The 2272-nt window shown below is 70.8% G+C and carries 1 protein-coding gene; it reads left to right on the top strand.

Features of this window, described 5'->3' with window-relative positions; all coding sequences use genetic code 11:
* Window positions 1-2272: beta-ketoacyl reductase (locus tag ACY1JF_RS31835; RefSeq protein WP_462708749.1), on the top strand; the 2272-nt coding region annotated here is incomplete at both ends.

Genomic DNA, 2272 nt, shown 5'->3' on the forward strand with positions numbered 1-2272 from the left:
CGTGTTCGTGCACGGTGGGCAGGTGGACTGGGCGGCGCTGTTCGCCGGTCACACCCCGCAGCGCGTCCCGCTGCCGACCTACCCCTTCCAGCGTCAGCGCTACTGGCTCACACCCACCGCGACCACCAGGACCCTCGGGCCGGCTTCCCATGACTCCTGGCTCTATCAGATGGCTTGGAAGCACCTCGAAGTCCCGCGCCAGAACGTGGTGGCGGGAACATGGCTCGTGCTCGCGTCGTCGGAGCACGGGGAGGACCACGTCCTGGCGGAGGCCGCTCGGCGCGTCGGGGACACCGTCGAAAGCGTCGTCCGGGTGGACTTCGACCCCGGCGCCGAGCTCGACGAGCAGAGTGTCATCGACCTCGTGCGCCGGGAAGTCGGCGACATGTCGTTCACCGGTGCGGTGTCGTTGCTCGGTCCGCACGCGGGAACCATCGTGGCCGTCGCCCAGGCACTGGACGCCGTACCGCTGTGGTGTCTGACGCACGGTGCGGTGGCCGTCGACGCCGATGACACGGTCGATCCGGGCCAGGTCGGAGCGTGGGCGGTCGGGCGGGTGCTGGCCTGGGAGCAGGCCGACAACTGGGGTGGCGTCGTGGATCTGCCCGCCGCGCCGGGCGAGCGGGACTGGGACCGGGTCCGTGATCTGCTGGCCGCGGGCCACGAGGGCGACGACCAGGTCGCGGTACGGGACGGCCGTATCCTCACCCGGCGGCTGGAGCACGCGCGGCCCGGGGGCGGCGCCCTGGTCCTCAGCGGAACGGTCGCGGTTCTCGGCGATCTCGGTGCCCGGGCCGGCGCTCTGGCGGACTGGCTGTTCGACAGCGGAGCCGACCGGGTCGTCCTGGTGAGCGAAGTGACTGACGCGCCGGAACGCGTCGAGGTCGCGGAGTGGAACAGCACCACTCGCGCGGAACTCAGCGGCAGCACGGTGTTCTTCCTTGATGAGGGCCGGTCGGAAGCCGGCCCGCTGACGGCGAGCCAGTGGCAGAGCCTGGTCACCAGCCGAACCGAACAGCTGCGGGAACTGCACGAGTTGGCCGGCGACGGGATGCTGGTGATCCTCTCCTCCGCCACCGGCGTCATCGGCGGCGGTCCGTCACCCACCACGACGCAGGCCGCGGCGGACGCCCTGATCCAGTACCGCCGGTCCCTCGGACTCCCCGGTATGTCGATCGCCATCGGCCCGGACACGGACGGCCAAGGCGCTCTCGGATTCCGCCCGGCCGGCACGAGAGAGATGCTGGGACTGCTGAACGCCGGGCATGAGAACGTCATCGTCGCCGACATCGACTGGCAGCAAGTGGTCTCGGCGCCCACGGTGGCACGCGCCCATCGGCTCATCTCGGCCCTGCCCGAAGTCAGGCCCCTTCTCGGCGCGGATTCTCAGGCGCTGCGCGAACGGCTGACGGGCCTGACGGACACGGACCGGCGCCAGGCCCTCATCGCTCTGGTACGCACCGAAGTGGCCGGCGCGCTCGGATACCAGGACTCCGACCCGGTGGACACCGGCCGCGCCTTCACCGAACTCGGCTTGACCTCCTTGACCGCCGTCGACCTCCGCAATCGCCTCAACCGCCGGACCGGGTTGCGACTGCCCGTGTCGCTGGTCTTCGACCGGCCCACCGTCGAGGCTGTAGCGGACCATCTGGCGTCCGTCCTGCTCGGTACGGACGACGACATCGTGCCCGTCGCCCCGACCGTCGCTACCGACGAGCCGATGGCGATCGTCGGCATGGCCTGCCGTTTCCCCGGCGGGGTCGAGTCGCCGGACGACCTGTGGCGGGTCGTCGCCGACGGCATCGACGTGATCTCGCCCTTCCCCGCGGACCGCGGCTGGAACCTGGAGGACCTGTACGACCCTGACTCCGCCATGCCGGGGAAGAGCTACACCAGGGAAGGGGGTTTCCTCCAGAAGGCGACGGAGTTCGACGCGGGCTTCTTCGGCATCTCGCCGCGGGAGGCGCTCGGCATGGACCCGCAGCAGCGCCAGCTGCTGGAGACGGCCTGGGAGGCGTTCGAGCACGCCGGCATCGACCCCGCGGCACTGCGGAACAGCGCGACCGGGGTGTTCATCGGCGGCAACGGCCAGGACTACGCCACCTCCATGACCCGCGTTCCGGCCGGCGTGGACGGCTACCTCATGACCGGGAACGCGGCCAGCGTCCTCGCGGGCCGTATCGCCTACTCGTTCGGCTTTACGGGTCCGGCGTTGACGGTGGACACGGCGTGTTCCTCGTCGTTGGTGGCGTTGCATGTGGCGGCGCAGGCG

The organism is Streptomyces sp. SYSU D01066-1, assembly GCF_054956795.1.